This is a genomic window from Azoarcus sp. TTM-91 (genome assembly GCF_012911025.1).
GTDB lineage: Bacteria > Pseudomonadota > Gammaproteobacteria > Burkholderiales > Rhodocyclaceae > Azoarcus.
Window position 1 is genome coordinate 1 of record NZ_WUEI01000162.1, and the last position, 7,113, is coordinate 7,113.

Consider the following 7,113-nt stretch of genomic DNA (forward strand, 5'->3'; position numbering starts at 1 on the left):
CCCCCAGCCCCAGCCAGCCCAGCAGCGGCTGCTCGATGAAGAAACGCATCGCCCAGACCGGGTTCAACGCCCCGAGAATTTCCGGGTGCAGCAGGATGCCATTGACGCCCAGCCCGGCCAGCACCGCGAACCAGCACAGCATCACCGGGCCGAAGATGGCGCCCACGCTGCCGGTGCCGCGCCGCTGCATCAGGAACAGGCCGATCAGCACCACCAGCGAAATCGGCACCACCCAATGGCGCAGCGCCGGCGTCGCCACCTCCAGGCCCTCCACCGCCGAGAGCACCGAGATGGCTGGAGTGATCATGCCGTCGCCGTAGAACAGCGCCGCGCCGAACACACCCAGGGTGGACAACACCCAGGCCCGGCGGCCGGCCGGCAAGGCCCGCAGGGCCAGCGAGGTGAGCGCCATGATGCCGCCCTCGCCACGGTTGTCGGCGCGGGTGATGAAGATCACGTACTTGGCCGAGACCACCAGCACCAGCGCCCAGAACACCAGCGACAGGATGCCGTACACATTGGTCGGCGTGACCGCCACCGCGTGCGGCCCGTTGAACACTTCCTTCAGCGTGTAGAGCGGGCTGGTGCCGATGTCGCCGTACACCACGCCCACCGCGGCCACCGCGGTCGCCACCAGGCTGCTGCGGCGGTGCGCGCCGTGCGGCTGTGCCTCCTCAGCCGCTTCTCCCTGTCCTACGGTGTGCCTGTCCTGCTCGGCCATTTTTCGCCCTTGTTGTCGAGGTCATTCCGCAAGCCTGACGCTGCGGCAGAGGCTAAACGCGCAGCCGCGACAAGCGGCATACAGCGTCGAACGCGCACGCTGCAATCAGGCGGCAGCGAGCAGCAGGCGCCGCTTCAGCCACTCACCGATGCGGGCGATGGTCTGGGCGGATTCCGGGAAGTACTTGCCCAGCGTGAGGAAGCCGTGGATCACGCCTGGCACCATGTGCAGCTCGATCTCGCCCCCCTCCTCCGCCACCCGGCCGGCAAAAGCGGCGCAATCGTCCACCAGCGGGTCGAATTCTGCGCTCACCAGCAGCATCGGCGGCAGGCCGGCGAGCGAGGCGGCACGCATCGGCGAGGCACGCCAGTCTTCGGTGCCGCCTTGCGGCAGGTAGCGGCTAAAGAACCACTCCAGCGTGCCCTGGTCGAGCAGGAAGCCTTCGGCGTAGCGTTGGCGCGAGGGCCGCCCGCTGGCCATCTCGGTACTGGGATAGACGAGGATGAGCTCCGCCGGCTGCACGCCACCGGCATCACGCAAGGCCAGCGCGGTGACGATGGAGAGATTGCCGCCGGCGCTGTCGCCGCCCAGCGCGATCCGCGCCGCATCCACGCCCAGCAGATCGGCATGCTCCTGCACCCAGGCATAGGCAAAGGCGGCGTCGTTTACCGCCGCCGGGAAGGGATGCTCAGGCGCCAGCCGGTAATCCACCGACAGCACCGCGCAACCAGACGCGTTGGCGATCTCGCGGCAGAGCACGTCGTAGCTCTCCACGTCGCCCACGCACCAGCCGCCGCCGTGGAACCACAGCAGCAGCGGCAGCCCCTCGTCCGGCGCGCTGCTCAGCGGCCGGTACAAGCGCCCCAGCAGCGCCGAGCCGTCGCCCCGCCCCATCGGCACCTCCACCGTGGAAGCCACCGCCGGTGCCTCCGGCCGGAAGGCGTACTGCAATTTCTGGAAGGAGTGGCGGGCCTGCTCCACCGAGAGTTCATGGAAGCGCGGCGCACCGGTGCGGTAGGCCATGGCCAGCAGGGACTGGGCTTGGGGCGTGAGGGGCATGGGGCATATCGGCCGGCGCGGACGAAGGCGGCGGCCGTGTCTGTCTTGTCGAGCCGCGATTCTAACCAGCACCTCCGACAGCGTGGTGCACTGCATCGTCGACAGCGAAAGGCCCTGGAGGTGGATCCCTCCAGGGCCTTGGGCTACCGCGCTACAGGCCTTGAGCCGAGGATCGCTCAGCGGCCGTTGCTGTAGATCTGGTCGAAGTTGGCGCCGTCGGCGAAGTGGGTCTTGGACGCTTTCTGCCAGCCGCCAAAGGCTTCGTCGATGGTGAACAAGGTGGCCTTGGGGAAGGTGGAGGCGTACTTCTCGGCGATCTTGGGATTGGTCGGTCGGTAGTAGTTGCGCGCGGCGATCTCCTGGCCCTCCTCGGTGTAGAGATACTCCAGGTAAGCCTGCGCCACCTTGCGGGTGCCCTTCTTGTCCACGTTCTTGTCTACCACCGCGACCGGCGGCTCGGCGAGGATGGACAGCGGCGGCACCACGATGTCGAATTTGTCCGGTCCCAGCTCCTTGATGGACATGATGGCCTCGTTCTCCCAGGCCAGCAGCACGTCGCCCAGGCCGCGTTCGACGAAGGTCACGGTGGCACCGCGGGCGCCGGAATCCAGCACCGGCACGTTCTTGTACAGCTTGCCGACGAACTCCTTGGCCTTGTCGTCGCCGCCGTACTTGCGCTTGGCGAACTCCCAGGCCGCCAGGTAATTCCACTGGGCGCCACCGGAGGTCTTGGGGTTGGGCGTGATCACGCTGACGCCGGACTTGACCAGGTCGTCCCAATCCTTGATGCCCTTGGGATTGCCCTTGCGCACCAGGAAGACGATGGTCGAGGTGTAGGGCGTGCTGTTGTGCGGCAGGCGTTTCTGCCAGTCCGCCGGCAGCACCTTGGCTTTCTCGGCGATGGCGTCGATGTCGTAGGCCAGCGCTAGGGTAACCACGTCGGCGTCGATGCCGTCGATCACGGTGCGCGCCTGCTTGCCGGAGCCGCCGTGGGACTGCTTGATGGTGACCTTCTCGCCGGTTTGCGCTTCCCAGTGCTTGGCGAATGCGGCGTTGAAGTCCTTGTAGAGCTCGCGCGTCGGATCGTAGGAGACGTTGAGCAGGGTGGTCTGGGCGTAGGCGGCGCTACTGAAAGCGGCAGCGGCGACGACTGCGCCGGCCAGCACCGACTTCAGCCGGAAGGGGAAAGCCATGGAGGTCTCCTGTTGATGTTTGCTAAATGACAGGAGGTAATTAAATACAGCAGTTCTTAGAACTCAAAACAACAAATCCTGCGAACGATATCGCCGCCGCTGCTATCACGGAGAAAGTGGCGCCAGGGCGGAAACACAAGCCAGCCCCGCCGTCCGGTGACCCATACGCGTGCTGCCAGCCACCGGAAGGGAAAGCGCTGCGACCGCCGACAGCCGGGAGATCCGCCCGGCGCCTTCATCCCGCCCTGCTCCTGCGCTCGCCACCGCCCTGTCGCGCTCGTAGAATCGGAGATTCCATCCTCATCCGGAATGCCCGATGTCCAACACCGATCGCAAGCCCGACGCCAGCGCCGAGACCGCTTCCACCACCACCGCCTCCAAGACCGCCGCCACCGGCAATGGCAGCCGCGCCCCGCGCAAGTCGGCCCGCAGCCGGCCGGCCAGCGCCGGCGACATCTCGCCGGACCTGAGCGCCGAAGGCCTGGAGCGCTTCGAGGTGAAACAGGCGGTGGATGCGGCCCGGCAGTCGAAGAAGGCAGCGGTGGACGACATTCTGGAAGCCGCTTCCAAGGGCGACGTACCGGCGGTGGCCAGGACGCTGGAAGTGCTGCTGGCCGGCGCCTCGCCGGACGACGCCCAGGCGCTGCGGCAAGCGCTCGCCCGGCCCGCCAGGCCCGCCAGCCCCACCCCGGCGGTGAACCCGGACGACGAGCTGGCGGGCGACTGGCGCCAGGGCGGCTATCCCTACAAGAACCTGATGTCGCGCAAAGCCTACGAGAAACAGAAGTACCGCCTGCAGGTGGAACTGCTGAAGTTGCAGGCCTGGGTCAAGGAAACCGGGCAGAAGGTGGTGATCGTGTTCGAGGGCCGCGACGCGGCCGGCAAGGGCGGCACCATCAAGCGCTTCATGGAGCACCTGAACCCGCGCGGCGCCCATGTGGTGGCGCTGGAAAAGCCCTCGGAAGTGGAGCGCGGCCAGTGGTACTTCCAGCGCTACATCCAGCACCTGCCCACCGCCGGCGAGATCGTGCTGTTCGACCGCTCCTGGTACAACCGCGCCGGCGTCGAACGGGTGATGGGCTTCTGCAGCAACGACGAGTACAACGAGTTCATGCGCCAGGTGCCGGAGTTCGAGCGCAACCTGGCGCGCAGCGGCATCCATGTGATCAAGTTCTGGTTCTCGGTGAGCCGCGAGGAACAGCGCCGCCGTTTCAAGGAGCGCGAGCGCCATCCGCTGAAGCAATGGAAGCTGTCGCCGATCGACCTCGCCTCGCTGGACAAGTGGGACGACTACACCAAGGCCAAGGAGGCGATGTTCTTCTACACCGACACCGCGGATGCGCCGTGGACGGTGGTGAAGTCTGACTGCAAGAAGCGCGCGCGCCTGAATGCGCTGCGCTACGTGTTGCACAAGCTGCCCTACGCCAACAAGAACATAGACCGTATCGGCCCGCTGGACCCGCTGCTGGTCGGCCGCGCCAACGTGGTATACGAGCGCGGCGAGAAGGACGGCTCGGCGCTGCTCTGAGGCGCGCGGTTTGATCCGGCCAGCCAGGCCGCACTTGGCCAGGCCAGACAGAAACGCGGCGCCACGGCCCCGCGTTTTTCTTTTCCAGCCAGCGCAATTGGCGACAGCCGGCCCGGCTCAGGCCCGCGCGCTCCGCCGTCTCAAGCCGGCAGTACGCCCCCGCCCCGGATCGCTACCCGCGGATCACCATCCAGTGCATGGCCTTGCGCCCAGGCGCCATCCAGCGCTGCCACTTCGGCGCGCAGTTCCGCCCGCTCCACCCGGGTGAACACCGGCCGCGCGCCATGCGCCGCCGCCAGTTCGGCGAAGGCGGCGAATTCCTCGCGTCTCAGCCTGCGGCTGTCTATCTTGACGAAATTAGGCCGCAGTTCGCCGAACAGCTTCTCCAGCTCGCCCACCGAGTTCACATTCACCGCCACCTTGAAGCCATTCAGGCGGTAGTTGGAGAGCACGAAGGCGAGCAGCTGGGGATCGGCGCAGGCGGATTCCGGCGTCTCTATCACCACGTTGATCGATGGCCGGCCCAGCAGGTCGAGGATGCGACGGAAGGCACGGCCGTGATCCTCGGTCACCGCTGCCAGCAGGCGGCCGTGGACGTTGAGGAAGAGGTATTCGTCGCCGATCTCGGCCAGGGGGTCGTTCAGCGTATGCAGGGTGCGGCACAACCGATCCAGGCCGACCAGAGCGTCATCGTCGGCCACCATGGAGAACAACCCCCAGGGCGAGAGGCCCGCGCCGCCGCCAGCGTGGCTGCGCACCAAGGCTTCGCGCCCCACCCGATGGACGGCGTGCTCGCCTTCCAGCGCCACCACCGGCTGATAGACGCTGGTGAGCTCGGCGGCGAAGAAACGGCCGACGACCGCGCCGCCGGCGTCGCGCCGCAGGCTCAACCCCGGTTGCCAGTCGAGCGGCAGCCACTCGAACGCATCGCCTCGTCTGCCCATCCTGCTCTCCCGCTTGTCCCGAAACGGCGGCAGTCTAGGGGCGGCAAACCGGCGGGGGAACGAAGAATGCATGCATAGCTTTCCATGCGGCCGCGGCCTCGCCAGCGCCTTCGACCGCCCGCCGCCAGCCACCCCGCTTTTCACCGGGATGCGAAATGCTATGCACAAATAGTTGGTTCATCGGCTTGCAGCCGGGTGGACATACTGCAGCTCGTTTCCGCTGCCCCTGGAGGCCAGACCATGCACACCACGCTCATCGTTCCCGGACTGCACGGCAGCGGCCCGACCCATTGGCAGAGCTGGTTCCAGCAGGTGGAGCCGGACGCCCGCCGCGTCGAGCAGGTGGACTGGAGCACGCCGGACCTGTCGGTCTGGGCGGAGCGCGTGCTGGCGGAGATCGACGCCGCCCGCGGCCGCATCCTCATCGTCGCCCACAGCTTCGGCTGCCTGGCCGCCGTCACCGCCGCCGCCGCGCGGCCAGACCGCATCGCCGGCGCCTTGCTGGTGGCGCCGGCCGATCCGCGCAAGTTCGGCGTCAGCGCGGTGCTGCCGGCCAGCCCGCTGGGCTATCCCGGCATCCTCGTCAGCAGCAGCAACGACCCCTGGGTTTCCAGCAGCACCGCCCGCTACTGGGCCGGGCGCTGGGGTTGCCGCTTCGTGGATGTCGGCGCCAAGGGCCACATCAATGTCGAATCCGGCTTCGGCCCCTGGCCGGAAGGCTATGAACTCTACGAACTGCTGGCGGCGGCGGATCGCCGGCCCGGCCCGCGCCAGCGGTCGGCAGCCGCCTCCGCCGACGATGCGCCGCCGGATCTTCCCGCCGCAGCGCCCGCCTACATCCCGCTCTACTACTAAGCTATCCGGGCCTTCCCGGCACCTCGCAGACAGGAGATCTTCATGTCCCTCAGACTCGGCGATATCGCCCCCGATTTCGAACAGGATTCCTCCGCGGGCCGCATCCGCTTCCACGAATGGCTGGGCGACAGCTGGGGCGTGCTGTTCTCCCACCCGGCGGACTTCACCCCGGTGTGCACCACCGAGCTGGGCCTCACCGCCAAGCTCAAGGATGAGTTCGCCAAGCGCGGCGTGAAGGTCATCGCGCTGTCGGTTGATCCGGCCGACTCCCACCTCAAGTGGATAGACGACATCAACGAAACCCAGAACACCCGGGTGAACTTCCCCATCATCGCCGACGCCGACCGCAAGGTCTCGCTGCTGTACGACCTGATCCACCCGAACGCCAGCGCCACCGCCACCGTGCGCTCGCTGTTCATCATCGACCCGCAGAAGAAGGTGCGCCTCATCATCACCTACCCGGCGAGCACCGGCCGCAACTTCGACGAGATTCTGCGCGTGATCGACTCGCTGCAGCTCACCGACAATCACCTGGTCGCCACTCCGGGCAACTGGAAGCACGGCGACGACGTGGTCATCGTGCCCTCGCTGCAGGACCCGGAAGAGATCAAGCGCCGCTTCCCCAAAGGCTTCCGCGCGGTGCGCCCCTACCTGCGGCTGACCCCGCAGCCGGACAAGGCCTGATACCGCCTGCCGCCACCCCGGCGAAGGCGGCAGCAGGCACCATCCTGCTGGCGACCGCCTCTCGCCCTGCTCCACCCCGCGATGGCCGGCGGCAGACCCGCGGCCAGCCATCGCAGCCCGGCGCCGGAA

7 protein-coding genes are annotated in these 7,113 nt (G+C 67.6%); 3 read left to right on the plus strand and 4 right to left on the minus strand.

Going from position 1 to position 7,113, the window contains the following annotated elements:
- The 3 genes from GRF61_RS22455 to GRF61_RS22465 form a co-directional block, all read right to left on the minus strand.
- Positions 1–721, minus strand: a 721-nt coding sequence (locus GRF61_RS22455; protein WP_211166146.1) for a KUP/HAK/KT family potassium transporter, incomplete at its 3' end; no start/stop codon positions are given.
- A 105-nt stretch (positions 722–826) separates the two neighbouring features.
- Positions 827–1,780, minus strand: a complete 954-nt coding sequence (locus GRF61_RS22460; RefSeq protein ID WP_169152848.1) for an alpha/beta hydrolase — start codon at positions 1,778–1,780, stop codon at positions 827–829.
- Between the two features lie 176 nt (positions 1,781–1,956).
- Positions 1,957–2,973: a sulfate ABC transporter substrate-binding protein gene (locus GRF61_RS22465; RefSeq protein ID WP_169152849.1), complete on the minus strand. Its 1,017-nt coding sequence runs from the start codon at positions 2,971–2,973 to the stop codon at positions 1,957–1,959.
- Between the two features lie 316 nt (positions 2,974–3,289).
- On the opposite strand from GRF61_RS22465, the gene ppk2 reads away from it, so the two are divergent.
- Positions 3,290–4,501 carry a polyphosphate kinase 2 gene (gene ppk2, locus GRF61_RS22470; protein ID WP_169152850.1) on the plus strand — a complete coding sequence of 404 codons (1,212 nt, stop codon included), beginning with the start codon at positions 3,290–3,292 and terminating at the stop codon, positions 4,499–4,501.
- Between the two features lie 140 nt (positions 4,502–4,641).
- Here the strand turns inward: ppk2 and GRF61_RS22475 are convergent, their stop codons facing one another.
- Positions 4,642–5,445, minus strand: a complete 804-nt coding sequence (locus GRF61_RS22475) for an EAL domain-containing protein (RefSeq protein WP_169152851.1) — start codon at positions 5,443–5,445, stop codon at positions 4,642–4,644.
- Positions 5,446–5,685: 240 nt separating this feature from the next.
- Here GRF61_RS22475 and GRF61_RS22480 point away from each other — a divergent pair, with 240 nt between their 5' ends.
- Both GRF61_RS22480 and GRF61_RS22485 read left to right on the plus strand, forming a co-directional pair.
- On the plus strand, positions 5,686–6,300 hold the full coding sequence (locus GRF61_RS22480) for an alpha/beta hydrolase (RefSeq protein WP_169152852.1): 615 nt from the start codon (positions 5,686–5,688) through the stop codon (positions 6,298–6,300).
- Between the two features lie 42 nt (positions 6,301–6,342).
- The gene (locus GRF61_RS22485; RefSeq protein ID WP_169152853.1) at positions 6,343–6,984 is read left to right on the plus strand and encodes a peroxiredoxin; all 642 of its coding nucleotides are present in this window, start codon (positions 6,343–6,345) and stop codon (positions 6,982–6,984) included.
- Positions 6,985–7,113 lie beyond the last annotated feature (129 nt).